This window comes from Bacillus sp. DC4300-2b2, from assembly GCF_049895685.1.
GTDB lineage: Bacteria > Bacillota > Bacilli > Bacillales > Bacillaceae > Bacillus > Bacillus safensis.
Genome location: NZ_JAFCSW010000004.1, coordinates 67035 through 91921 on the forward strand (window position 1 = coordinate 67035; position 24887 = coordinate 91921).

General features: G+C 37.9%; 23 protein-coding genes. 17 read left to right on the forward strand and 6 right to left on the reverse strand.

All coding sequences use genetic code 11. The features are described from left to right. Window positions 1–126: 126 nt before the first annotated feature. A complete protein-coding gene (locus tag ACP69X_RS14440) occupies window positions 127–1914 on the reverse strand; it encodes a right-handed parallel beta-helix repeat-containing protein (protein ID WP_075610879.1) in 1788 nt (595 codons plus the stop codon). Window positions 1915–2177: 263 nt separating this feature from the next. On the opposite strand from ACP69X_RS14440, the gene ACP69X_RS14445 reads away from it, so the two are divergent. Further along, entirely contained in the window at window positions 2178–3671 is a 1494-nt protein-coding gene (locus ACP69X_RS14445) for a peptide MFS transporter (protein WP_024425520.1), read from the forward strand. Window positions 3672–3742: 71 nt separating this feature from the next. Here ACP69X_RS14445 and uxaC read toward each other — a convergent pair whose 3' ends face one another. From uxaC to ACP69X_RS14460, 3 genes are all read right to left on the reverse strand, one after another. Next, entirely contained in the window at window positions 3743–5194 is a 1452-nt protein-coding gene (uxaC, locus tag ACP69X_RS14450) for a glucuronate isomerase (protein WP_426052780.1), read from the reverse strand. Window positions 5195–5276: 82 nt separating this feature from the next. After that, complete coding sequence (locus ACP69X_RS14455; protein ID WP_426052781.1) at window positions 5277–6374, reverse strand: Gfo/Idh/MocA family protein; 1098 nt, start codon at window positions 6372–6374, stop codon at window positions 5277–5279. A gap of 58 nt (window positions 6375–6432) precedes the next feature. Continuing rightward, the gene (locus ACP69X_RS14460) at window positions 6433–7599 is read right to left on the reverse strand and encodes a Gfo/Idh/MocA family protein (protein WP_423359229.1); all 1167 of its coding nucleotides are present in this window, start codon (window positions 7597–7599) and stop codon (window positions 6433–6435) included. A gap of 358 nt (window positions 7600–7957) precedes the next feature. On the opposite strand from ACP69X_RS14460, the gene ACP69X_RS14465 reads away from it, so the two are divergent. The 4 genes from ACP69X_RS14465 (at window position 7958) to ACP69X_RS14480 (ending at window position 12257) form a co-directional block, all read left to right on the forward strand. Beyond that, window positions 7958–8635: a GntR family transcriptional regulator gene (locus tag ACP69X_RS14465; protein WP_039176486.1), complete on the forward strand. Its 678-nt coding sequence runs from the start codon at window positions 7958–7960 to the stop codon at window positions 8633–8635. 38 nt (window positions 8636–8673) lie between these two features. After that, window positions 8674–9771 carry a mannonate dehydratase gene (gene uxuA, locus ACP69X_RS14470; protein WP_426052782.1) on the forward strand — a complete coding sequence of 366 codons (1098 nt, stop codon included), beginning with the start codon at window positions 8674–8676 and terminating at the stop codon, window positions 9769–9771. After that, entirely contained in the window at window positions 9765–10619 is an 855-nt protein-coding gene (locus tag ACP69X_RS14475; RefSeq protein WP_426052783.1) for an SDR family oxidoreductase, read from the forward strand. Before uxuA ends, ACP69X_RS14475 begins: the two co-directional genes overlap by 7 nt. 84 nt (window positions 10620–10703) lie before the next feature. After that, window positions 10704–12257 (forward strand): MFS transporter, encoded by a 1554-nt coding sequence (locus tag ACP69X_RS14480; protein WP_426052784.1) that lies wholly within the window; start codon window positions 10704–10706, stop codon window positions 12255–12257. Window positions 12258–12380: 123 nt separating this feature from the next. Here the strand turns inward: ACP69X_RS14480 and ACP69X_RS14485 are convergent, their stop codons facing one another. Continuing rightward, window positions 12381–13814: an amino acid permease gene (locus ACP69X_RS14485; protein WP_080967161.1), complete on the reverse strand. Its 1434-nt coding sequence runs from the start codon at window positions 13812–13814 to the stop codon at window positions 12381–12383. 314 nt (window positions 13815–14128) lie between these two features. Here ACP69X_RS14485 and tcyA point away from each other — a divergent pair, with 314 nt between their 5' ends. The 6 genes from tcyA (at window position 14129) to ACP69X_RS14515 (ending at window position 18628) form a co-directional block, all read left to right on the forward strand. Continuing rightward, window positions 14129–14944, forward strand: coding sequence for a cystine ABC transporter substrate-binding lipoprotein TcyA (gene tcyA, locus ACP69X_RS14490; RefSeq protein WP_426052785.1), 816 nt, complete (start codon window positions 14129–14131; stop codon window positions 14942–14944). Next, window positions 14931–15623: an amino acid ABC transporter permease gene (locus tag ACP69X_RS14495; RefSeq protein WP_024424286.1), complete on the forward strand. Its 693-nt coding sequence runs from the start codon at window positions 14931–14933 to the stop codon at window positions 15621–15623. The genes tcyA and ACP69X_RS14495 overlap by 14 nt, the downstream gene beginning before the upstream one ends. A gap of 12 nt (window positions 15624–15635) precedes the next feature. Then, window positions 15636–16379, forward strand: a complete 744-nt coding sequence (locus ACP69X_RS14500; RefSeq protein ID WP_041089051.1) for an amino acid ABC transporter ATP-binding protein — start codon at window positions 15636–15638, stop codon at window positions 16377–16379. Window positions 16380–16523: 144 nt separating this feature from the next. Further along, window positions 16524–17168 carry a YczE/YyaS/YitT family protein gene (locus ACP69X_RS14505; protein WP_041089049.1) on the forward strand — a complete coding sequence of 215 codons (645 nt, stop codon included), beginning with the start codon at window positions 16524–16526 and terminating at the stop codon, window positions 17166–17168. Between the two features lie 73 nt (window positions 17169–17241). After that, a complete protein-coding gene (locus tag ACP69X_RS14510; protein WP_426052786.1) occupies window positions 17242–17841 on the forward strand; it encodes a hypothetical protein in 600 nt (199 codons plus the stop codon). Window positions 17842–17935: 94 nt separating this feature from the next. After that, the gene (locus ACP69X_RS14515; protein ID WP_075610871.1) at window positions 17936–18628 is read left to right on the forward strand and encodes a 4'-phosphopantetheinyl transferase family protein; all 693 of its coding nucleotides are present in this window, start codon (window positions 17936–17938) and stop codon (window positions 18626–18628) included. On the opposite strand, the gene ACP69X_RS14520 is transcribed toward ACP69X_RS14515, so the two are convergent. Beyond that, window positions 18625–19962: a PLP-dependent aminotransferase family protein gene (locus ACP69X_RS14520; protein WP_426052787.1), complete on the reverse strand. Its 1338-nt coding sequence runs from the start codon at window positions 19960–19962 to the stop codon at window positions 18625–18627. The two genes, ACP69X_RS14515 and ACP69X_RS14520, sit on opposite strands and share 4 nt — an antisense overlap. A gap of 130 nt (window positions 19963–20092) precedes the next feature. On the opposite strand from ACP69X_RS14520, the gene ACP69X_RS14525 reads away from it, so the two are divergent. The 6 genes from ACP69X_RS14525 to ACP69X_RS14550 all read left to right on the forward strand — a co-directional run bounded on the left by ACP69X_RS14525 (window position 20093) and on the right by ACP69X_RS14550 (window position 24870). Continuing rightward, a complete protein-coding gene (locus tag ACP69X_RS14525; protein WP_075610869.1) occupies window positions 20093–21007 on the forward strand; it encodes a DMT family transporter in 915 nt (304 codons plus the stop codon). A 326-nt stretch (window positions 21008–21333) separates the two neighbouring features. Continuing rightward, window positions 21334–21633 carry a hypothetical protein gene (locus ACP69X_RS14530; RefSeq protein ID WP_126682192.1) on the forward strand — a complete coding sequence of 100 codons (300 nt, stop codon included), beginning with the start codon at window positions 21334–21336 and terminating at the stop codon, window positions 21631–21633. A 64-nt stretch (window positions 21634–21697) separates the two neighbouring features. Continuing rightward, on the forward strand, window positions 21698–23122 hold the full coding sequence (locus ACP69X_RS14535) for a hypothetical protein (protein ID WP_426052788.1): 1425 nt from the start codon (window positions 21698–21700) through the stop codon (window positions 23120–23122). 8 nt (window positions 23123–23130) lie between these two features. After that, on the forward strand, window positions 23131–23820 hold the full coding sequence (locus tag ACP69X_RS14540) for an ABC transporter ATP-binding protein (RefSeq protein ID WP_269103831.1): 690 nt from the start codon (window positions 23131–23133) through the stop codon (window positions 23818–23820). Then, window positions 23777–24310 carry a stage II sporulation protein M gene (locus ACP69X_RS14545; RefSeq protein ID WP_411243125.1) on the forward strand — a complete coding sequence of 178 codons (534 nt, stop codon included), beginning with the start codon at window positions 23777–23779 and terminating at the stop codon, window positions 24308–24310. Before ACP69X_RS14540 ends, ACP69X_RS14545 begins: the two co-directional genes overlap by 44 nt. A 20-nt stretch (window positions 24311–24330) precedes the next feature. Continuing rightward, complete coding sequence (locus ACP69X_RS14550) at window positions 24331–24870, forward strand: hypothetical protein (protein ID WP_218676963.1); 540 nt, start codon at window positions 24331–24333, stop codon at window positions 24868–24870. Window positions 24871–24887 lie beyond the last annotated feature (17 nt).

A 24887-nucleotide genomic window follows, 5' to 3' on the forward strand; every position in this document is an offset into this window, starting at 1 on the left:
TTAATCGGTTTTATTAATAAAAAAAGGGCAAATGTTGCGAAAAATGAAAAATAATTATTACTATATGCCCTTTTTACAGGATTGTCAACCGCCTTCTGAACCTCCAAAATAAGGGATTTCAAACGCTCATGACGGTGTATCAATCTCAATATTTCCGATGAGCCGGTCTGTGGTATGTGTCAACAATTGACTGCGTTCCAGCATGTTGTGAGCGATGACAGAATGAGTGGAATTTGCGGTGCGGACGGCAATCGCTTTTTGAGGAGATAGATTGATGATGTTATTGCGTAGCACACGAGCTGACGAAGCCTGGTCAATAAAGATTGCTGTCGGCTGTCCGATCGATCGATTCAAATAGAAGCGGTTATCTCCAATTTGTGGTGAACCATTTTTAATATACATCACCACATATAAGGATGTTTCTTCAAAGGAATTGTCTTTAATTTCTAATGCCCCTGTCGTGCTGCTGTATACAGCGTAGTTTTGATAGTTTTTAAAGCGATTCTGCCAGATGAAAGCCTTTGCATTTCCGGTGACACTGATCGTATAGGAAGAATCTAGCTCCGGGTGTCCTTCTTGAATAAAGTGGTTGCCGTTGATCCCCGCTTCCCCTTCCTGCACCCAGATTCCTCTGCTGAATTCTTTGAATTGATTGTGCTGGATGAGGATATTCGTTCCTCTCACCACGGCCGCATCGATAACAGAATAGACCGTATTGTTTGAAAAGACGACACTATCCGATTGATAGATACGCAGCGAGGCGCTCCTTTTTCCGGTATTCGTTCCTGATTCAATATGGTTTCCTTCTATTAGAATACGATTCGCCATATAAACGGACACAGCCGCATCTTCAAAAAGACTAATTTTATTACCCGTAATGTGTACGCTGTCTCCCCTCACGTCAATCCCTTTTTCAAACCCCTCAATCATATTGCCAATAATAATCACATTGTTTTCCGTTTGACCAAGTGAGACACCTAAGCTCGTAATCCCTGCTTTTGTAACACCTCCTCCTACTGCACGAATCAAATTGTTGGCAATGATCGTTTCGGTGGAGAAGCCGTAGGAGATACTGCTATCTGTATGATTGCCTTCAATGATCACACCATAACCGTTAAAGTTATAGATGGAGCTCGCAGCACCTCCTCTGACGATGTTGTTTCGAATCTGAATATTCAGCGGTTCTTCCATATTAACGGCATTTTCTCCATAGCCTTCAATATCAATGCCCATTCTTGGCTCGACCCCATTTACTCCTGCTCTTTCCAAGAGACAGTCCTCCACAATGACCCCATCACAGCCTGTAATCGAAATATTGTTGCGTCTCGAATCTGTGATGGTGCAGCCAGAAATATCAATAGATGCAGCAGGCGAGTATGGTTCACCCTCTGTCAGTAAACCATGGGGACTGACAATAATGCCGTCTCCCGTACAATTTTTTATGTGGACATGATTCACCTCGACATGGGAGGCACCTTCAATGCACACCCCAAAGCCCCATTCATGGGTTTTTCGTTCAGAGGGGAGCGGCTTGTATACATGCTCATGACGATCCCCTTCAATACGTCCGCCTCGGATGGTCACATTCTGAACCTTTCCTATATAAAAGGCTGCATACCCCCATGAATCATTTGGTTTTACCTTTATCACAGCGTCTGACGCCATCTCAATGCATATATGACTTGGCACCCGTATACCTGCACCTCGGAAAGGAAAAAATGAATCACCTCTATACACCGCATCTATTAAATATGTGCCGCTCGGCAGCCAGACATGGGAATACCCTTGTGCTTTTGTCCATTCTAAACATTCATTGAGCTTGGCCGTGCAATCCGTTTTCCCGTCAGCAATCACGCCAAAATCTAGTACATTGACAACAGGTTTTTTTAGATCAGCTTCATTCAATTCCCCCAACCTAAATCACTCCTTTTCACACATGTTCTCTCGTCATCCTATGCATGTGGTAAAGGTTTGCTTGTACATTGCTTCAAATTTTAAATAAATTCTTTCGGAATAACTTTCCGATAATTTTCACTTCAATGAATTTTCCATCTTTTTGAGTCTTTACACCTATTGAACTAACATTTTCCTGATTTAGAATAGTTTTATATTGACACAAGAACTATACAAGAATATCATTTTTCTCATATCTCTTTTTTTAAGAAAGGATCTATGCCATGTCTACAATTGACCACGATAAAATTGTTAAAAGTGTTCCTCAAAAAGGGTTTTTTGGGCATCCAAAAGGACTTTACACACTGTTTTTCACTGAATTTTGGGAGCGTTTCTCCTATTATGGCATGCGTGCACTGCTTATTTATTATATGTACACAGAGGTGACAAAAGGCGGTCTAGGCTTTGACCAGACGACAGCCAATTCGATCATGTCTGTCTACGGTGCGCTTGTCTATATGTCAGGAGTTATTGGCGGATGGCTCGCCGACCGGGTATTTGGTTCGTCCAGTACGGTGTTTTATGGCGGAGTTTTCATTATGCTTGGCCACGTGATTTTGGCTTTGCCAAGCGGAGCAACAGCGCTCTTTATTAGTATGGGACTGATTATTATTGGGACAGGTCTTCTTAAGCCAAACGTTTCAAACATTGTTGGTGACCTGTATACAAAAACAGATCCACGTAGGGACTCTGGATTTAGTATTTTCTACATGGGGATCAACATGGGTGGCTTTATCTCCCCATTAATTGTCGGAACACTCGGTCAAAAAGTGAATTTCCACCTCGGGTTCTCACTCGCTGCCGTTGGGATGCTTGTTGGACTCATTACATTTGTAGTCACAAAAAAACCGAACCTTGGTCTTGCCGGCACTTATGTGACAAATCCATTATCAGCTGCCGAACGTAAGAACTTCAAAATTTACGGATCATTGGTTGTGATTTTGCTCGCAGTTTTTGCTGTCATTGGCATTCAAACAGGCGCGCTCACAATTAATCTATTCACTTGGTTTGTCAGTGCCCTTGGTGTACTCATTCCGATTGTTTATTTCATTGTCATGTATTTCAGTAAAAAGACGAGTGCAGTGGAGCAATCCAGGGTTCTCGCTTATATTCCATTGTTCCTTGCTGCCGTGATGTTCTGGGCGATTCAAGAACAAGGCTCAAACATTTTAGCGACATATGCAGATCAACGAACAAACTTGAATTTCCTTGGGATGACACTAGCGTCTTCATGGTTCCAATCATTGAACCCAATCTTTATTGTGCTGCTGTCTCCAGTCTTTGCTTGGTTATGGGTCAGACTTGGGAAGAAACAGCCGTCTACCCCGATTAAATTCTCACTCGGCCTTCTGTTTGCAGGGTTATCCTTCATCATCATGATCATTCCTGCATACATGTCCGGTCCGAACACACTTGTGAGCCCATTATGGCTCGTTCTGAGCTTCTTCCTCGTCGTGATCGGAGAGCTCTGCCTATCACCAGTTGGACTGTCAGCGACAACAAAGCTCGCACCTGCTGCCTTCTCAGCGCAAACGATGAGCCTTTGGTTCCTTTCAAATGCGATGGCACAGGCGATCAATGCGCAAGTAGTCAAACTGTTTGATAAAGTGCCAGAAACCGTCTATTTCGGTATCATCGGATTGCTGGCCATCGTTTTATGCGTTGTGATGCTATTACTGACACCAGTGATTAAGAAAGCGATGAAAGGCGTTCATTAATAAAAAACTGGACATGAGTACATCATGTCCAGTTTTTCACTTTATTGATAATCATCCTTCATATAGAAATTTTATATCTTACTGCATGATTCATTCGTTTTCATTGGTACTGTCTCATTTATTTCAATATTAAAATAATTCACGGCATTGTGATAACAAATATCTTTGACTATTTTCCCTATAAATTCGTAATCCCTTGGAAGCTCCCCATTTTCTATCCAAGTCCCAAATAAATTGCATAAAATTCTTCTGAAATATTCATGACGAGGGAACGATAAAAAGCTCCTTGAGTCTGTAAGCATACCTACGAAAGTGCTAAGCAAACCTATATTAGATAATGTTTTCATTTGATCTAGCATGCCGTCTTTTTGATCATTAAACCACCACCCGGATCCAAATTGAATTTTTGCTCTGGCATCAGAAGATTGAAAATTCCCTATAGTAGAGGCCACAATCGCATTATGAACGGGATTTAAATTATAGATAATGGTTTTAGGTAAAAGGTTATCTTTGTCCAATTCATTCAAAAAACCATTTAAATGTCTTGCTAGGTGGAAGTCAGACATAGAGTCGTACCCACTATCTTTTCCCGTTAACTTGAACATTCGTGTGTTATTATTCCTTAAAGCACCTATGTGTAATTGCATGGTCCAATGAAGAGAATGATATTTTTTACTCAGGTGAAGAAGAGTGTTTGTTTTAAATTTATTGATATCCTCTTGGGATAGTGTTTTTCCTTGCAGCGCACGTACAAATATAGAAGACACTTCTTGTTCAGTAGCTGGTGAAAATGGAAATATTTCAAAACCATGATCAGAAATTCTGCATCCATTCGCGTGGAAATAATCAATTCGTGAATGTAATGAAGCGATAAAGTTTTCATATGTTAAAACAACGCCGTTGATTGACTCACCTAATTTTTCTATATAATTCACAAAATTTGATTGTTCAATATTTAAAGCTTGATCCGGTCTAAATGTAGGTAGGACCCTAGTAGTAATTCCTACATCTTTACGTATGATTTGATGAATTTCTAAAGTATCGATTGGATCATCAGTCGTACATACAACTTTTACATTAAATTTTTCTAAAATTCCATTTGTGGACATGTTACTTTCATTTAATCTCTCATTACAGATATCCCAAATTTTATGTGCATTTTTTTCTGAGAACAACTCATTTATATTGAAATAACGACTTAATTCTAAATGTGACCAATGATAAAGAGGGTTTCCTATTGTATATGGAACCGTTTGGGCCCAAGCTAAGAATTTTTCCTTGTCACTTGCATTCCCCGTGATCAATCTTTCTTCTACACCTAACCATCGCATAGCCCTCCATTTATAGTGATCTCCATTCAGCCAAATATCAGTCATATTTTCATATTTTTTGTTAGTAGCAATATCATCAGCCATTAAATGCGTATGAAAGTCATAGATTGGCATATTTTTCGCGTAATCATGATAAAGAACTTTTGAACTTTCGTGATTAAGCATCATATCTTCGCTTAGGAATGTAGACAATATAGTCACCTCTATACTTATGTTTAGAAAATCTCAATTAAATGAAATAAGGTGTTATTAACAAAAATAACACCTCACTTTTTTAGATCTTACTTAATTCAAACTCCGTATTTACATAGATTGCGTCTCGTTGTGCAATTAAGCATAGTTCTGCGGCTTTAAAAGTATGTTCTTGAGTCATAGCATTTTCAGTATCGTTTAAACAATCTAAAATAAGTTCACCAAAGTAAGGGAATCCTACTTCTCCATTTAGAGAAAAATGTTGCTCTGTCTGTTGATTTACTAAGTATAAATGGTCTCCTGTTTTATCCCTTGCTATGTCTACGTATTTGCGAATTTCAATATACCCATCTGTTCCAAGAATGAATGTACGCCCATCCCCCCAAGTGCTAAGGCCATCAGGAGTCAGCCAGTCTACTCTAAAGTAGTTTGTAGCTCCATTATCCGCAATTAAAGTAGCATCGCCGAAGTCTTCCAATTCTGGATATTGATGATGTTTGTAATTGCCCACTTTACTATGTACAACTTTTGCATCTTTTGCGCCAGAATAGTAAAGGAATTGTTCAATTTGGTGACTACCAATATCACATAGAATACCTCCATAATACTCCTTTTCAAAAAACCAGCTTGGTCTGCTTTCTACATTACTACGATGTGGGCCAGTTCCAAGAACTTGTACCACTTTTCCAATGGCTCCTTGTTCAATCAATTGTCCAGCAAATACGGCACTCTCCACGTGCAAACGTTCACTATAATAAACAGCCCATTTAAGCCCTGTTTCAGCTGTTTTTTTACAAGCAAGCTCCAATTGTTCTAACGTTGTAAAAGGTGATTTATCCGTAAAATAATGCTTACCATAATCTAAAACACGCAGCCCTAAATCACAGCGTTTAGATGTAATGGCTGCGCCTGCCACGAGCCTTACATCAGGATCTTCTAGAACTTCTTTCTCACTTTTGGCTGCCTGTACCTCCGGATATGCCTTACAAAATTCTTGTACTTTTTTCTGATCATGATCATACACCCATTTTAATGTAGCCCCAGCCTCGGTTAATCCATTGCACATTGCATAGATGTGTCCATGATCAAGACCTATAGCTGCCATTACGAATTGTCCTTCTGTAACGACAGGGGCACTTTTTCCCTTAGGAGCATAATTCATTCCATCACTTTTCTGCATGATTGTTCCTCCTCTAGCTAGCTTCCAGTTTATTTTTAATAATTTAATAACGTTAGACTCATAGTTTCTCGTAATTTCCTCCAACGGTTATCGTATCGTCTGAAAAATTTTCTACACTGCTTTGTTTTTCATAAAAATGCTTAACGTTCGCGAGCATGCCTTCACGTGTGTAAAAAGGATCATCTGCTAAAAGAGGAAGCTGCACATGAACACCTAGGTTTGCAGATTTATAGATGGCTGTAATAAGTTCTAGTGTATTTCTTCCTTCTGTTCCATCAATTAAAAGCTTCTGGTTACCCTTGATAGCCATTAAAAAATTATTTATTTGTCCTTTATGCCCTTCAAATAGCAATTCCGGATACTGATTAAAAGCTTCCTGAATACGATTTTCTAAATCCTCATCATTTTTCTCTTGAGGAAACCCATTTTCTTTAGCTATTTGAGCATTTACTTTCCACGGGACAGATACTCTAGCTTTTTCACCTTGAAAAATCAATTGTTGTTCTTCTCCATGATGAACAACAGAACTGGTTACTTGTGCTAAGCTGCCATTTCCATAGCGAAGTACCGCAATAGAAAGGTCTTCAACCTCTGCATTATCATGCAAGGTATTACTAGTTGCTGCAAAAATGTCAGTCGGCAATCCTAACATCCATTGCAACATATCAATATGATGGACAGCATGATTAAGTGTACAACCTCCACCTTCTTTTTCCCATGTACCGCGCCACCATAAATCATAGTAACTATGACCACGCCACCAAAAAGAATCAACTTGAGTATGAGCGATTTTTCCAATGAGGTTTTGATCAAGGACATGTTTTAATCTCATAATGGGCGTCATAAACCTGTTTTGAGCAACAACGGATAAAAGCTTTTGGCTTTCAATAGATGCTTTTATCATTTCGTCACATTCTTTTAGAGAAGAAGCCATAGGTTTTTCTACTAAGACATGTTTGCCTGCTTTAAGAAAATCGATGGCAATGGTTGCGTGCATATAAGGAGGTGTACAAATGGAAACGGCATCAATCGTAGGATCATTCAATAACTCTTGGTAGTTAGCGACAACTCGTGCTTCTAGGTTATATTTTGTTGCTGCAGACATTGCTTTTTCAGGATAAATATCAGCTAAAGCTACAATCTTACTGATTTCAGGCATTGCAAGATAAGCCTCGATATGGGCAGTTGCAATAGATCCAGTTCCTATAATTGCGATGTTGGTCATATCAATCTTTCCCTTCTGCAAGAAGATAAATTTTCACTTCTAATAATGAGATAGCGCTTTCAAAAAAATTAATGACTCACCTAACTGATAGATCAGAGTACCGTTCGTTCTATTAATATTCTAGTTATACTAGTATGGTAGCTCAAAAACATTATAACTCAATCTTTTTGAATTTTGTATAGTTTTTTGAATTTTCTTTTTAATCTCTCACACTTTTATGATTGATCATGGCTTACATAGTTAGATTCATCAAGAGTTATATAAATGCTCACAGGATAAATATTCAGAAAAATTAAATTAGTGTCTACCATTCTAATGCACTTGTATGGTAGTATGTTAGAGAAAGGAGATTAGAATAATGAATATCGATTTTAAAAACCAAAACCTCTCTACGAGGGAACAAGTTTACAATATGCTAAAAGATCAAATATTAAGCCTGAAGCTTCCACCTGGGACAAATATTTCTGAAAAAGAAATATCCATTCAATTTAATGTTAGTCGAACTCCTGTAAGAGAAAGCTTTTTAAAATTATCTCAAGAAGGATTATTAAGTATCTATCCTCAACGAGGTACATTTGTTTCTTTAATTGATTTGAACCTTGTGGAGGAAGCACGGTTTATGCGAGAACATCTCGAGAAGGCAGTGATTAGACTAGCCTGTCAGGAACCTTCTGAAGAGTTGATTAATGATTTAGATATGAATTTAAGTATGCAAAAAATTTGCGTTAAGAAAAAAGATTATAAAAAAATGTTTGAATTAGATGAGGAGTTTCATAGAACTATTTTCAAACGGTGTAAAAAAGAAAAAACATGGTTAGTTATTCAACAGATGAATGTACACTTTAATAGGAGTCGCATGTTAAGGCTAGTAACAGATTATAATTGGGATAATATTTTTTCTCAACATGTAAATATCTTCAAAGCTATACAAGATCAAGATGCTGATAAAGCTGAAACAATCATGGAAGAGCATTTGAAAATTGCACTTGTTGATAAAGAATTATTGAAGAAAGAATATCCAAATTATTTTAAATAAATATAGGTTGTTACTTATATTTTTAGGGGTGATGGTAGATGAGGATGACATTTAGATGGTTTGGCGAAGGAAACGACACGATAACACTGGAACAAATAAAGCAGATTCCAGGAGTGGAAGGAATTGTTTGGGCACTGCATGATGTGCCCGCAGGAGAAGAGTGGCCACTAGAAAGAATTGTAGAAATGAAAAAATTAGCTGATAAACATAACCTTCATATTGAAGTGGTTGAAAGCGTGAATGTTCATGAAGACATTAAGCTCGGACTTCCAACTAGAGATCGATACATAGAAAATTATAAGAAAACAATTCAGAAGCTAGCAAAGGTCGGTGTTAAAGTCATATGTTATAACTTTATGCCTGTATTTGATTGGATCCGTACAGACTTAAATAAAACACTTCCTGATGGCTCTACAGCTCTATTTTATGAACATAGTCGAATTAAAGATATTGATCCGAAAGACTTAGTAAATAAAATTAGTGAGAACTCCAGTTTAACCATGCCAGGCTGGGAACCAGAGCGGTTAAATCACCTCCACCACCTTTTTGAAGCCTACAGAAATGTAACAGACGATGATTTATGGGACAACTTGAAATATTTTTTAGATCAGGTTATTCCAATTGCAGAACTTCATGATATTAAAATGGCTATTCATCCTGACGATCCACCTTGGCCTGTCTTTGGTCTACCGCGAATAGTAACTAACCAAAATAACATCAGAAAAATTTTACAACTAAATAATAGCCCACATCATTGTATAACGCTCTGTACAGGATCTTTAGGAGCAAACTTAGAAAATGATTTAGTTTCTATGATTCACGAATTTATTGATAGAATCCCATTTACTCATATAAGAAATGTACGTGTATATGATAACGGGGACTTTGTTGAAACATCGCATCGATCAAAAGATGGATCAGTAGATGTTTCAGCCATTATACTTGCTTATTATGAAAGCGGATTCAAAGGTTATTGTAGACCCGATCATGGAAGACACATATGGGATGAACAATGCAGGCCTGGATATGGTCTTTATGATAGAGCACTTGGAATTATGTATTTGTGGGGAGCTTGGGATGCTTTACAAAATAAACATTCTGTACGAAAAGAAGCAAAGGAGGAAACTACATGGTAAACATACAAGAAAATAAAGATTTAGCTGGTAAAGTAGCTGTCATAACAGGAGGAAGTGGAGTACTTTGCAGCGCCATGGCAAAGGAACTTGCTAGACATGGCGTGTCTGTGGCTATTTTAAATAGAACCGTCGAAAAAGGTGAAAAGGTAGCCGAAGAAATTAACCTTATGGGCGGGAAAGCGATTGCGATTAAATGTGATGTTCTGAATAAAGAGAGTGTTGAACAAGCCGAGAAGATTGTAACAGAGGAATTAGGCAATTGTACAATATTGATAAATGGAGCTGGTGGTAACCACTCCAGTGCAAATACAACCAACGAAATATTTCAAACAGAAGACCTTACTAATCCTAAGGTAAATACTTTTTTTCATTTAAGTACAGATAGTGTGCAAAATGTATTTGATTTAAATTTTATGGGGACTTTCATTCCTACACAAATCTTCACTAAAAATATGGTTCATCAAAAGGGAGCAGTTGTCATCAACATGTCATCTATGAGTGCCCCTTCTCCAATGACCAAAGTGCCTGCTTATAGCGCGGCAAAAGCAGCAATTGAAAATTTCACCAAATGGTTAGCTGTTCATATGGCCGAGGCAGGAATTAGAGTAAATGCCATTGCACCGGGCTTCTTTTTAACCTCACAAAATAAAAACCTTCTCCTAAATGAAAATGGAGATTATACAGAAAGGTCTCATAAGATTATTTCGAACACACCAATGAGAAGGTTTGGTACGCCGGAAGATCTTCTTGGTACCCTATTATGGCTTGTTGATGATCATATGTCAGCATTTGTTACCGGCGTGACAATTCCTGTTGATGGAGGTTTTATGGCGTATTCAGGTGTTTAATATTTTTATTTTTTTCCTTGTCATACATCTTTATTTTATATGTTTTTTTAAATTTATAAGTAGGCTTGGAAAGGAGAAATAAGAATGCAGACTGAGAACAGGAAACTAACACTCAAAAATTATATTGGTTATGGAACAATGGATTTATTTGGAGGGGGAGCATTCGCTATCATAGGCGCATGGATGTTATATTTTTTCATTACATACTGTGGTCTTACCCCTGTTGAAGCAGGATCTATTATTGCAATTGCTCGTATTATTGATGCGATAGCAAGCCCAATTATGGGCCATATCACGGACAATTTTGGTCGTACAAAACTTGGGAAAAAATTTGGAAGACGCAGGTTCTTTTTACTAATTGGAAGCCCTTTGATGGTTATTTATTCTCTTCTTTGGATTTCTGATATGAATTACTGGTACTATTTAACGGTTTATATTTTGCTAGAATTCCTTGCAGCAATGGTATTAATTCCATTTGAAACACTTGGAGCTGAAATGACGAATGATTTTAATGCACGGACCAAGCTCTCAACAATAAGATTAATCTATTCAGGACTAGGAACATTTTTAGCTACCTTTATTCCAGGCAGATTATTCGAAATATTCGGAAAAGATTCACCTCAAGTTTTTCTTTACAATGGGATTATCTTCACCTTTATTTTTATGGCTGCATTATTAATTACACATAGAACAACATGGGAACGTAAAATAGAAGAAGACATGATAGAACCTGATGGTGTAGAAAAAGTACCTGCTATAGAATCCATAAAAAAAGTCATCATTGACTTAACATCTACTTTTAGAATTAGAAGTTTCCGTCAGCACCTCACGATGTATATTTGTTCGTTTACTGCCATGGATATTTTAAACGCTGTCTTTGTCTACTTTGTTGTGTTTTCTTTAAATAAAGATGCAGTGCTCGCAGCCGATTTATTATCTATTGGTTCATTACTTCAAATGGTATGTACCATATTGTTTGGTTGGCTCGTGATTAAAATAGGTCCTGCGCCATCTTTGAAAATATCTTATACTGCTATTATTACATGTATCAGTGGTTATATATTTTTATACTTCACACAACCAACTTATATGATTATAGCGCTGTATGCTTTCTCTGTTATCTTAGGCATCGGAAAGAGTGGATTATATTATATACCATGGAATATTTACACTTTCATTCCTGATGTAGATGAAATGGTCACTCGTAAAAGAAGAGAAGGAATATTTGCAGGTATTATGACGTTTACACGCAAGAGTACTACAGCTTTAGCCACATTCTTGGTAGGAGTTATTTTACAGGAAAGTGGGTTCGTTGCAAGCGCGTCGACACAGTCTACGACAGCAATAAATGGGATTGTAGGTATTCTGTTTTTCGGAACTGTAGGGCTAGTCGGTATTAGTTTAGTTATTTCATTTAAATTTAAATTATCTAAGAAAACTCATTCCATTATGATTAATGAAATTAATCGGTTAAAGAATAATGGTTCAATGGAACAGGCTGATGATGAAACAAGAAGTGTTTTGAAAGCGCTAACAGGATGGGATTACGAGAAGCTTTGGGGTAATAATAACGTAGGATATCAGAATAAGCTCCAACATTTTGAACAACAAGATTTTAAACAGCAGGATATGAACTAACTTTTGTTGTTAGTTGAGAACTGCAGCTCAGTTATGAGAAGTTCCAGAATCACTTCAAAAAAAACACCTTCAGATTGATATCAGAGGTGTTTTTAAATATCTTAAATTTAATGTTTTTTGATTTTAAAACCGGATCTCGTCATCTCCATGGATTTGCAGCTTCAGCGGCTCACTTTGTGCCTGATGCTTTTTCACATAGCGATGATAGACAACATATCCAATGATCATGAGCGGTACGCCGACATATAACCCGATGCGCTGCTCTTGATCAAAGGCAAGGCTGACCAACACGATGGTATTCAGTGTAATCGCAATGATTGGCAGCACCGGATAAAGAGGCGTTTTAAATTTTAAGTTTTCCAGTTTTCCGCCTGCTTTCAAATATTTTCTACGGAAAAGAAGCTGTGATAATGTAATCGTGATCCAGCCTGTCTGGGCACTCATTCCGGCAATGGACACGATCCAGGCAAATACCGTTTTCTCTGCAAAAAAACCGGATAACAGCGAAATCCCTGTAAACAGGAAGGTGAGCAGTAAGGCATTCATCGGTATGCCGCGCTGATTGACGCGTCTAAATGCTTTTCCTGCCATTCCTTCCTTCGATAAGGAATACAGCATTCTCGTCGATGCATACAAGCCAGAGTTCGCAACAGATAATAAAGCAATGATAATGACAAAGTTCATGATGTCTGCCGCAAAAGGAATGCCCGTTCTCTCAAACACAGTAACAAATGGGCTTTGCAGCACACTGGCTTCCTTCCAAGGCACCATACCGGCTAAGACGAAAATAGATAAGACGAAAAAGACAAGTGTACGCCATACGGTTTGATGAATCGAACGGGGAACGGTTTTCTCGGGGTTTTCACTTTCTCCTGCCGCAATACCGATCAGCTCTGTTCCCTGAAACGAAAAATTCACCGTAATCATCGTGACCACAACGGCCAGCAGGCCATTTGGAAACAGCCCATCATTCACAAAATGGCTGAAGTATGGGGCGGGTTCACCGCTCGTTGTATCAATAAACCCAAACATCGCCGCTCCGCCTACGCCAATAAATAGTAAAATTGCAATAATCTTAATGGTAGAAAAGAAAAACTCCGACTCCCCGAACGCTTTCGCTGACCGAGCATTTAATAAGAAAAGACAGAGTCCGAATATGAGACACCAAATCCACACATCTACTTGCGGCAGCCAGCGTCTCATCAGCTGTCCTGCTGATAAGAACTCAAGGGCGACCGTTGCCGCCCAGCCGAGCCAATAAATCCAGCCGACAGCAAAACCCGCTGCCGGGCTGACAAATTTCGTCGCATACGTATGAAACGACCCCGACACAGGAAGTGCAACCGACAGCTCCCCAAGACACAGCATGGTTAAATACATGATCAATCCGCCCACAATATATGAAAGAACGGCTCCGACTGGCCCTGCTTGTCCAATCGTATAGCCCGTTCCTAAGAAAAAGCCTGTCCCAATGACACCGCCAAGTGAAATCATAAATAAATGGCGGGAGGTCATCGCCCTTTTCAATTGATCAGGCTGATTTTGTCCAACATCCACAATGATGCCCTCCTTCTTCTAAGATGCTCTGTTATCAAAACATGTCTCCATGTGATTCATTCCATTTTCAAAACAACCTACTAATTATACATCTTTTATAATAAATATGCTTCCTTCTATGGTCACTGTCTCAAAGTCTTTATTTTAGTAATGTTCGCACAAATAAACTGAATGACTTTTTAGGTTTGAAAGAAATGGGTTGCGGGCATAAAGTTGGTGAGATTCGCTCAAGCTAGTTTCAAATGCTTTACTTTTAGGTTGCTTCTCTGTAAGATCATATGTTGTAAATACCAACAAGAAAAGTGGGGAATAAAATGAAAAAAATGTTCTTTGCCATTATTTTAGGCGCTTGTGTTGCATTGATCACGGCATGTGGATCTGGTGCAAGCGACAACGCGAATAAACAATCTGGGTCTAAGGAATCAGGAGACCTTTGGAAATCCATTCAGGATAAAGGTGTATTAACCATTGGAACTGAGGGTACTTATGCTCCTTTCACTTTCCATGACAAAAGGACAGATAAATTAACTGGCTACGATGTAGAAGTCATCACTGAAGTAGCAAAACGCCTTGACTTAAAACCTGAATTCAAAGAAACACAATGGGACAGTATGTTTGCTGGACTGAATGCAAAACGTTTTGACGTGGTAGCGAACCAAGTTGGGAAAACTGGCCGTGAAAATCAATACGATTTCTCTGATAAATACACGACATCTCAAGCTATTGTTGTGACAAAATCAGATAACAACGACATCAAGAAACTATCTGATGTTAAAGGTAAAAAAGCAGCACAATCGTTAACAAGTAACTACAACAAACTAGCAACAGATGCTGGTGCTAAGATCGAAGGCGTTGAAGGTCTTGCACAATCCATTCAATTGATTCAGCAAGGACGTGCTGATTTGACGTTCAATGACAAATTGGCTGTATTGAATTACTTGAAAACAAGCGGTAACAAAAACCTAAAAGTTGCATTTGAAACAGGAGATCCTCAAGAAACTTATTTCGCATTCAGAAAAGGCAGCGGCGAAGTCGTTGACAAAGTGAATGGCGCATTAAAAGAAATGAAAAAAGACGGTACACTCGCTAAGATTTCTAAGAAATGGTTTGGTGAAGATGTTACAAAATAACATCCTAGGAGTCGTCATTCCTTGGGATCTTCTTCAGCAATCTTTTTGGCCAATGGTGATGCAGGGGATTTATTATACAATTCCCCTCGCCATCATTGCCTTTATTATTGGTATTTTTATCGCGCTTGTGACAGCTCTTGCGAGAATGTCTAAAATTAAAGCCCTCAGATGGATTTTCTCCATCTATGTGTCGGCCGTTCGCGGAACGCCGCTTTTTGTGCAATTGTTTATTATTTTCTATTTCTTTCCGACATTTAATATCACACTGGATCCATATCCAAGTGCCATTATTGCTTTTTCCTTAAACGTAGGTGCGTATGCGTCGGAAATTATCCGTGCATCCGTCCTGTCTGTTCCAAAAGGACAATGGGAAGCAGGTTATTCCATTGGGATGACACATCGCAAAACGCTCGTCCGCGTGATTTTACCGCAGGCTGTGCGTGTATCGATTCCACCACTGTCTAATTCATTCATTAGTTTGGTGAAGGATACATCCCTTGCCTCCCAAATTCTCGTGGCAGAGATGTTCCGTAAATCACAGGAGATTGCTGCGGCGAACTTGGATCAGATCTTGTTTATTTATATGGAAGCAGCCCTCATCTATTGGGTATTCTGCTTCATTCTATCGCTCGTTCAGCATCAAATTGAAAAACGACTTGATCGATATGTCGCAAGGTAAGGAGGGAACGACATGCTAACAGTCAAAGGTCTCAAGAAATCCTTTGGTGAAAATGAGATTTTAAAGTCGATTGATTTTTCGATCAACAAAGGGCAGGTTGTGGCCATTCTCGGTCCATCTGGTTCTGGGAAAACAACGATGCTTCGCTGTTTAAATGCACTTGAAATACCAAATGGCGGCTCCTTTACCTTCGATGATTTCTCGATTGATTTTTCGAAAAAAAATAAATCAGCTGATCTGCTGAAGCTACGCCGTAAATCAGGAATGGTGTTTCAGGATTATCACCTGTTTCCTCACCGTACAGTGCTTGAAAATGTAATGGAAGGTCCTGTCCAGGTGCAGCGCCGTCCAAAGGAAATGGTTCGAAAAGAAGCCATTCAGCTCTTGCAAAAGGTCGGTCTTGAGGATAAAAAAGACCTGTATCCATTTCAGCTCTCAGGCGGTCAAAAGCAGCGTGTCGGGATTGCCCGTGCACTTGCCATTCAGCCAGAGCTTATGCTTTTTGATGAACCTACCTCTGCGCTTGACCCTGAGCTTGTCGGGGAAGTTTTAAAGGTCATGAAGGATCTAGCGAAGGAAGGCTGGACCATGGCGGTTGTCACACATGAAATCAAGTTTGCCCAAGAAGTAGCAGACGAAGTGATTTTTATTGATGGCGGCGTCATCGTCGAACAAGGTCCTCCGGAAGAAATCTTCAAACGACCAAAGGAAGAACGGACAAAACAATTCTTAAACCGGATTTTGAATCCAGTATGATGAAAAAAGGCTGTTCTCACGTGGTGAGGACAGCCTTTTTTCATCTTTTTAAAAGTAAGCGATTACAATTGAGCAAAGCCATTTAAAGGGGTGTGAGAGTATGTTACGATGGAAATCGAGTGTTTAAGAAAGAAGGGAATGCTTTTGAAGCGGGAACATCTTTTACGTTGGTTTTTTTATTTTGTTGGATTGATCGTACTAGCTTTTGGACTATCGCTGACAGTGAAAGGGAAGATCCTTGGGATTGGTCCTTGGGACGCTTTCCACTACGGACTGTTTCAGCATTTTGGACTCACAATTGGGCAATGGTCCATTATCATCGGTGCACTTATTGTGACACTGACTTCTATTTTCACGAAATCATTTCCAAAGATCGGCGCTTTACTGAATATGGTGCTGATTGGTGTGTTTATTGATTTCTTTAATGCGATATTACCTGCACCACATGGGTATTTACCGGCTTTATATGTATTTATTACGGGTGTTGTAGTTTCTGGATACGGTGTTGGCATTTATGTCTCAGCCAATCTTGGCGCTGGGCCAAGGGATTCATTAATGCTGCTCATCTCAGCGAAAACGGGACTGAACGTACAGTGGGTTCGAAATGGCATTGAGTTAACAGTGCTTTTATTTGCATGGATGCTCGGCGGACCGATTGGCATTGGAACGATTTTGACTGCGATCTTCACAGGTCTTGTCCTTCGTTTTTCCTTGCCGCAATCAACACGGCTCCTGCAGCTGCTTATTACTAAAACAGCCGAAAAACCTGTTCAAACCCTGACTAGATGATAACAAGCCATTCTATAAACAGAATGGCTTTTCTTGTGCTAAAATAAATAAACAGAATATTCACACACAGGAGATGAGACCTTTGCAGCTTTTCCACTATCATTACTGGACACCTTTTGTTGAAGAGACCGAACAAACATATCGTTCGCTGGGCTTTGAGGTAAAAGGACGTTTCACAAAGGATGGTTCCTTTCATCCCCCGCTCTCATGGGATGATTTTAGAGATAAGCAGCCGACCTTTCGAATCATCGAAATGAGAAAAGGTCAGATCAATATTACATTCGGATATAGTAAAAAAGTCTTGTTTGATCACATCGGCTTTCTTGTCTCAAACGAAGAATATGATCAGCTGCTTGCACAAGCTAAAGAATTCAACTGGCCTGTCCAAGAAGGGGAACGGAGAACGTTTCTTTCGACACCTCTTCGTTTAAGGATTGAATTACAACGGCGTACAGATGTCATTGAAACTGGAAACGATGCGCTGCATGCTATGACAATTGCTGCTGCTGATTTGTCGCAGACGCCTAAAGTCGATCAGCTGCTATCACCTTTGAATCAGCTCATTCACTGGCAAAGAGGAGAACGTCTTTCCCTACTCGACGTAGTCGTGACGGATATTGATAAAATGGAGACAATTGATCCGAATGGTGTACACATTATGAAACAGACGTAAAAGCAGCGAGGCTCGCTGTCTTTTTTACGTTAATGGACCCTTTTGCACGTCACTCTCCAATGGTACAATGAATGTAAAAAATTAGAGGTTCGTTATGAAGTTATTTGCTATCCAATTACAACACTTAGATGAAATCAATTCACAACAACAAATAGAGCGTTTGAAATCCTTTGTGTCATCTGAAAAGCGTGCAGCGGCTGAACGCTTTCGTTTTTTGATCGATGCAAGAAGAACCTTGTTAGGTGAGGTGCTGGTTCGTCAAACGATTCATGATATGTACGATCTACCTATGGATCAGATCCTTTTTGAAACTGAGGGAAATGGCAAGCCTGTCGTCCGGCATATTCCTTCTTTTCATTTTAATCTTTCTCATTCTGGCGATTGGGTCGTTTGCGCAGTAGATGATGCACCTGTTGGCATTGATATTGAGGAAATCAAACCTATTGATCTGGCGATTGCCAAGCGATTTTTTTCAGCGGATGAGTATCAGGATTTACTCTCACAACCGGCAGAGCGGCAGGAGGCCTATTTCTTTCATCTATGGTCAATGAAGGAGGCCTTTATCAAACTGACTGGAAAGGGATTATCCTATGGTCTTTCGTCCTTTACAGCCCGTCTTTCAGAGGATGGACAGGCTGCATTGACATTACCTGATCATGAAACGCCTTGCTTTGTTCAAACATATTCAATTGATCCTGCCTACCAAATGGCGGTATGCACACGAAAGTCTGCTGCGGCTGATAGCGTTGAGAGACTCACTTGCAGTGATGTACTGTCCCGCCTTTAATAACGCGTAATTTGCTGAAATATCGTCTTTAATAGATCGACTCCGCGTGTGATCTGCTCTTCTTTCACCTGCCAGATGTTCAGCTGAAGAATCGGGTCCTTTTGATAAGTCTGCAAGTAATGGCGGTCAATTGGTTGAATGGAAATAGATGCCTTTTTCAGCTGCTGAATGAGCTGGTTCATTGGAATCGACCGGTCGACACGTATATGTGTATGGGTAGCTGGCTCCTGTTCTCCCAGCTGATAAGCGCTCTGATCATTTTTTAAACTTGCCACGAGCTGCTTGGAGCGGTTTCGATAGCTCGCCCGCATTCTGTCTCTATGCCGCTCAAACATCCCGCTTTTTAAATATATTTCTAAAGCTGCCTGGGACAGCATGGAGCTGTCGATATCAATGAGCCGTTTGTGTTCGCTAAAAGGAGTAATCAGTTCTTCTGGTAAGACGACCGCTCCTGTTCGCAGCCCCGGAAAAATGATTTTCGAAAAGCTTTTCAAATAAATAACCTTTCCTGCCTGATCGTATGAATAAATCGGGTCTCTTTTTGTGTCGAATTCTAAATCTGCTATATAATCATCCTCAACAATGTAGACATCATATTTCTCAGCAAGGGCTGCTATCGCTCTTTTTTCTTGCTTTGATAAACTCGTTCCAAGCGGGTTTTGAAATCGTGGCATCGTATAGAAAAAACGAATCTCCTCTTCTCGAAAGATACGCTCTAATTCGATAAGATCGATCCCTTTTTCCGTCCGCTGAATTCCGCGCACAGGCAATTGGTTTTTCTCTAAATATTGGATATATAAGTGATAACCCGGCTGTTCGACTAGTATGGTTTGTTTTCCATTCGGAAAAGGGATGGTGCTTAAAATGGATAACGCGAGCTGAATACCAGAGGTCATGACGATCTGTTCTGGATGAGCAAACACTTGATAATCCATTAATCGCTTTGAAATGACTGGCAGCAGGGATGGTAAACCGTTGGCTGTGCCGTAAATAAATAAGTCGTTTTGATACAAATCGATCGCTTGGTTGATGCAGTGCTGAAAATCGACATACGGAAACACAACGGGATCAGGTGCAGAGGAAGCAAAATCAATCCATGTGCCATCCTGCTTACCTGCTGATTGCTTCGTTTTCACGACATAATAGCCGCTTCTTTCTACAGAATACAACAGATGTTCACGCTCCAATGTGTCTAGCGCTTTGATGACAGTGCTTTTACTCACTGCATATTGAGCCGCTAAGTGGCGAATGGAGGGAATTTTCATTCCAGCGCTGTACTCCCCTGAATCCATTTTTTCTTTTAAACTCAAGACAAGCTGATCATATTTCCTCACGCCTTTTCCTCCTTGTACCGGTACAGATATCATGTTCTCTTATTGTACACGTTAGATGATCCGATTACGATAAAAGAACAGAACCGGTCAATTCATTTGAAGCATGCATGCTCATGTAAGGAGTCACGTTATGAATATTTCAAAACAAAAAGCGTATGCTGCCGCGATCGCATACGCCTCTATCATTGGTTTTTCCTTTTTGTTTGTCAAAATAGCATTAGAATCAGCAAACCCAATCGATTTATTGGCACACCGCTTTACTGTTTCCTTTGCAGCCGCTCTATTGCTGTATCCATTTTTACGAAAGAAGAATCGCATATCCATTCAATGGCGTGATCTCATATACATCGTACCGTTTTCCTTGCTTTATCCTGTTTTGTTCTTTGCTTTTCAAGTGTGGGGTTTGATGTATACATCTTCTTCAGAGGCTGGCATCATTCAAGCGACGATTCCCATTTTAACGATGCTGCTGGCAGCCTGGTTTTTAAAGGAACGTGCGACATGGATACAAGTGCTGTTTACCCTTCTTTCTGTGTGCGGGGTGATGCTTCTCTTTGTCATGAAGGGAATTGATGTCCAGCATTCTCACTTCATCGGCTATGTGCTGATTTTACTTTCAGCCTTGTCATCCAGTGCATATAGTGTGTTTGCTAGAGTGATTACAAAACGATTCCATGTGATCGAACTCACCTTTGTGATGACCTTCTTTGGCTTTGTCTTTTTCAATGCCGCTGCGCTTATCCGGCATTCGATCAATGGCTCATTGCCGGAGTTTTTCAGCCCATTTACAGAAGCGTCCTTTGTATGGTCGATGCTCTTTTTAGGTATTCTTTCATCGCTTCTCACGGCGTATTTATCAAACTATGCACTCTCGCATCTAGAAGCGGCAAAGGTCAGCATCTTTAACAATTTATCCGCGTTTATCACGGTCGCCGCCGGGGTTCTCATTTTACACGAAACGATTGATTGGTATCATTTCCTCGGAGGGGTGCTGGTCATTGGCGGAGTGATTGGCGGAAATGTGGTAAAGAAACAGCATTCATAAGAAAAAGCGGCCTCTATAAAGAGAGCCGCTTTTCTTATGTCTTATTAATTGTTTATTGTCTTGTATAAGCTTTTTCGTCCAATTATATTTAGTGATTTTATCTTGTATTTCATAGCTAGTTACTGAAGTAATGTCATTATCAATATAAAAAATACGATTTATAAGCTATTAATTCTCGAGTAATTTTACTACCTTTCCTCATATTTCATCAAAATAATACTAAATCTTTCGTTGCAGAGAAATAAAATACAGTATAAAAAACCCATTTATTTAATATCCTTTTTTTGTATAATATGGGCATATAAGCAAGGGAGGGGGTGTTAATTATGGAATTGAGTTTAAAAAATAGATTTTTTGCACTTGTAGGCTTGAGTCTTATTTTCACTCTAACTTTAACAACTATGATTTTATTGACTCTTGAACCAGTTACACCTTTTGCAAATCTAGTAGCAAACTATCCTCAAATACCTGGCTGGGCTATAACTTCTGTTAGTGCAATTCTAAATGCAGCAGGTACAGTGGGTGCTGTTGCTGCTGTCTTAGGTACTTTTGGACTTGGTGCTATTGCTTCTCTGGTCATTAGTTATGCTAGAAAATACGGAGTGAAATACGCTATTTCTTTCTAAAAAAGATTTAATAGAGAAGGTGTAACAGCCTTCTCTATACACCTTTAAAATGGAAGTGTTGTAAATGCATAAATATTTAACATATACAAAAATGTTGTTAATCAATGATCTAAGAAGACACCAACGAAATAATGCTCTCATTTTTGTGTTTTTTGCTTTCTTATACATAATAACACCGCTATTACTAGGTATATTAACTCCTTTTTTCGTTAAGGATTTAACAATAATCTATTTATCGCTGTTTATATTTATGTTTACAGTTAATATTGATAAAAGTTTGATGAGAATACTTTTCTCTACTGATAAAAAACAGATGGCTATTTTAAAAGTTCATCTAGATCAATATATCTTCAGTAAAGATATGAGTAAGTTTTTCAGTACTATTGTGGGTGTATTATTCTTCATTTTAGGGTCTTACTTAGCAAATTTAATTATAAATGGGTATGAGGGATCTTTTACAATCGCTGCTTTGGCAGCCTCGTCTTTTATTATAGGTTACTTACTTAGATTACATGTCTTGTTGCTACTTTCTAACCCAAAGTTTTTCTCAATTTCATCGAGTATTGGTTATATAACTACTGGCCTCATTGCACTGTGGGTTTTCACTGTATTTAGATTCAATTTATTAACAAATTCTTTATCTAGTTATTCAATATATTTTATTTTAACCTTCACATTTATTAGCTTATTGTTATTGATGAATTGGAAGAAAAATGTTCGTAATGTACCAATTTTTAATTCCCAAAAAGAATTAAAAGAAAAACGAAAAAGAACATCTAGAGAGTTTAATCATATTTTATTTTATGAAATTACACTTCTCATGAGAAATCCTCCTATACAATGGTCAGTATTATTATTTATATTAACAATATCTGGGGGGTTGTTTGGTCTAATTCTTTATGGTGTTAATACAAATCAACTTGAAACATTGAATATAGAAAATGATTTTTTATTTATTTTTAGTGTGATTTTTCCAATGATTATTATATCGAACGCAATACAACCATATGTCTCTTTTGATATTGATGGCCCCATTCTTCCTTTAAAACAGAATTTACCTAACTTAGTGAAAAATAAAATTAAAAACAAGATTATTTTATCTATTATATTACACTTGTTTTTTTGTATTTTATATATCATTTTTTCAAGCTTTGTATTAAAACTAGATCAGCCTTTTTACGTGATGATTACTTTAATAAACACTTGTATTCTCGTCGGTATTTGTACTGTCGGTTCTACTGTTGTATTTCCTTATTTTAATTGGGAATTTGTTTATCAAGTTCCAAGTTCTCTTAGTAAATTGACTTTAAATATTTGTTATGGTTTCATTCTAGCTTTATCAGTGATTTCCTCATATAGCACAGTATATTTCATTTTAACAAATTCTATTATGGCTGCTTGTTCATTCATCATTTTATTTTTAATGATTAAATTTTGGGATAGAACAATCAACAAAAATTACAAATCATTTAAAACATTATTTGAGTGAGGGATTGTATGTTATCAATTCATGGTCTAATTAAAGAGTACAAAGAGTCTAACTTTAAAGTTATGATCCCTGAGATGCATTTCCAAGAGGGTAGAATTATCGGACTATTAGGTAAAAATGGTGCTGGAAAAACGACTATTTTAGAAATGGTAGCTGGATTGATAAACCCTGATGAAGGTCAAATATTAATAAATCATAGTAAGCAAAATTTTTCTTCTGTCGGATATATGGAAGACGATCCAACTCTATTTGAGAACTTAACCTGTTTTGAACTTGTAAAATATCAATCTATGCTTGTAGAACAACCTTTAGAAAATGAACATATCAAGGATTTATTGAGCAAATATGGATTAGAAGAACAAATTCACCGCCGTTCCTCTGCTCTTTCAAGAGGTATGAGACAAAGAATGTCTTTTATTTTAACAATATTACATCATCCAAACATTATTTTATTAGATGAGCCATTTACAGGTCTAGATCCTACAAACATGGCTGACATGAAAAAACATTTAAGAAATTTCAGAGATGCAAACAAAATCATTTTGCTCTCCACACATATCATTCAATTTGCTGCAGACTTATGTGATGAAATCCTTTTTATTGATAATGGTAGTATCATTCACTCAGAAAAAAAATCTTCAGGAGTGACTTTTCATGAAGATCAACTCGAAAAGAAATTTTTTGAAAAATTATCTTAAAAATTTTTCAGTTTTTATCATATTATTTTTAGGAGGTTTTAGTTTAAGTATTTTTGCTTCAACATTTATAGATAGTATAGATTTGAAAAACAACATTGAGATTCATAGCTATCTAGAAATTTTTTTTAATAACCTTTTTGTGTCACTCCTAATATTAATATCTGGCATTGTTAGTTTAGGTTTGTTATCTAGCATTATTATTTTTCTAAATGGTTTTTTCTTAGGTGCATTTTTTATATCGTATACCTATATATATGGAATTGATATAGCATTATACTATATTATTTTCCACGCTCCGATGGAGATTGTCGGTTTGTTCCTTTTTTATTTTGTCTCTTTTGATATATCAAGACAGATTACAGGATATATCATATCTAAAAACAAAATTTCATTTAAAACAAAAGGGAAAATCTATGCTAGTCAGCTTATAACCGGGGTTTTCTTATTATTTATTGCTTCGATGATTGAATTTTATTTTATAAAAATTTGATATTGTTAAAGGGTGCTATTATGAAAAAACACATTTTATTAGTATGTATGCTTTCTGGTATAATAGCTTTCATCCTTTCTATATTAAAAATGGGTGAAATAAATAAAAATCTATTAGAGCTACAACATGATGGGAATCAAGATTTAATTGAAGTTAGTAAGTGGATAGGTATTTCACTTGCTGTGATTGGAGAAATATTCAAGCCAATGATTGAAGTTTTATTTTTTTCATTAGTCATTTTTTTAAGTTTTATTATTTTCGGAGTAAAAGATTCCTTTAAAAGTATTTTTAAAAAGGGGATATTAGCTTACTATTACATTTTACTAGGCAACTTGATTGTTATTATTTTATACCTGTTAAAGGTATCTAATGCTGAACGCACGATTACACTTCCATTTTTATGGAACATCAACATTTTCGTTATAGTCGCATTTAGTGTGTGGTGCTATTCTTACTTAAAAGATCAAGAAAATAGAAGTTATAAATTTTACATCCCATTCGTTTTATTATTCTTATTTTCATTAGCTATATCAGCGTTTTCAAGTATTATTCCTCAGTAAAAAACGACCCTATTGAT

Coding starts and splice junctions, on each gene's coding strand:
- ACP69X_RS14445 (WP_024425520.1), top strand. CDS start 2,178: ATGTCTACAATTGACCACGATAAAATTGTTAAAAGTGTTCCTCAAAAA.
- ACP69X_RS14455 (WP_426052781.1), bottom strand. CDS start 6,374: ATGCAGAAAAGTGATGGAATGAATTATGCTCCTAAGGGAAAAAGTGCC.
- ACP69X_RS14460 (WP_423359229.1), bottom strand. CDS start 7,599: ATGACCAACATCGCAATTATAGGAACTGGATCTATTGCAACTGCCCAT.
- ACP69X_RS14465 (WP_039176486.1), top strand. CDS start 7,958: ATGAATATCGATTTTAAAAACCAAAACCTCTCTACGAGGGAACAAGTT.
- uxuA (WP_426052782.1), top strand. CDS start 8,674: ATGAGGATGACATTTAGATGGTTTGGCGAAGGAAACGACACGATAACA.
- ACP69X_RS14475 (WP_426052783.1), top strand. CDS start 9,765: ATGGTAAACATACAAGAAAATAAAGATTTAGCTGGTAAAGTAGCTGTC.
- ACP69X_RS14480 (WP_426052784.1), top strand. CDS start 10,704: ATGCAGACTGAGAACAGGAAACTAACACTCAAAAATTATATTGGTTAT.
- tcyA (WP_426052785.1), top strand. CDS start 14,129: ATGAAAAAAATGTTCTTTGCCATTATTTTAGGCGCTTGTGTTGCATTG.
- ACP69X_RS14495 (WP_024424286.1), top strand. CDS start 14,931: ATGTTACAAAATAACATCCTAGGAGTCGTCATTCCTTGGGATCTTCTT.
- ACP69X_RS14500 (WP_041089051.1), top strand. CDS start 15,636: ATGCTAACAGTCAAAGGTCTCAAGAAATCCTTTGGTGAAAATGAGATT.
- ACP69X_RS14510 (WP_426052786.1), top strand. CDS start 17,242: ATGAGACCTTTGCAGCTTTTCCACTATCATTACTGGACACCTTTTGTT.
- ACP69X_RS14515 (WP_075610871.1), top strand. CDS start 17,936: ATGAAGTTATTTGCTATCCAATTACAACACTTAGATGAAATCAATTCA.
- ACP69X_RS14525 (WP_075610869.1), top strand. CDS start 20,093: ATGAATATTTCAAAACAAAAAGCGTATGCTGCCGCGATCGCATACGCC.
- ACP69X_RS14530 (WP_126682192.1), top strand. CDS start 21,334: ATGGAATTGAGTTTAAAAAATAGATTTTTTGCACTTGTAGGCTTGAGT.
- ACP69X_RS14535 (WP_426052788.1), top strand. CDS start 21,698: ATGCATAAATATTTAACATATACAAAAATGTTGTTAATCAATGATCTA.
- ACP69X_RS14540 (WP_269103831.1), top strand. CDS start 23,131: ATGTTATCAATTCATGGTCTAATTAAAGAGTACAAAGAGTCTAACTTT.
- ACP69X_RS14545 (WP_411243125.1), top strand. CDS start 23,777: ATGAAGATCAACTCGAAAAGAAATTTTTTGAAAAATTATCTTAAAAAT.
- ACP69X_RS14550 (WP_218676963.1), top strand. CDS start 24,331: ATGAAAAAACACATTTTATTAGTATGTATGCTTTCTGGTATAATAGCT.